At 71.7% G+C, this 223-nt stretch carries 1 pseudogene; it reads right to left on the minus strand.

From position 1 onward, the window contains the following. A pseudogene (locus EXE44_RS19650) lies at positions 1 to 223 on the minus strand (DUF1405 domain-containing protein); the annotation flags it as partial.

The raw sequence follows: 223 nt of genomic DNA on the forward strand, positions 1-223 counted from the left end.
CCGGGTCGCTCGCGCGGCCTCGGAGGGTCGCGATCCGGGTGCCGAGCGCCCAGAACAGCGGGACCACGGTGAGAACGACGGCGCCCGCGGCCGCGACCTGGAGGACGGTCGTGGTGAACCACGGCTCGCCGTCGGCGTACGGCAGCGAGGTGTGAGTCACGTTGCCGATCACGGGGACGAAGTAGTCCATCAGCAGGTCCGCGGTGTACCACGCGGTCGCGAC

It is taken from the genome of Halorubrum sp. SS7 (genome assembly GCF_005435055.1).
Lineage (GTDB): Archaea > Halobacteriota > Halobacteria > Halobacteriales > Haloferacaceae > Halorubrum > Halorubrum salinarum.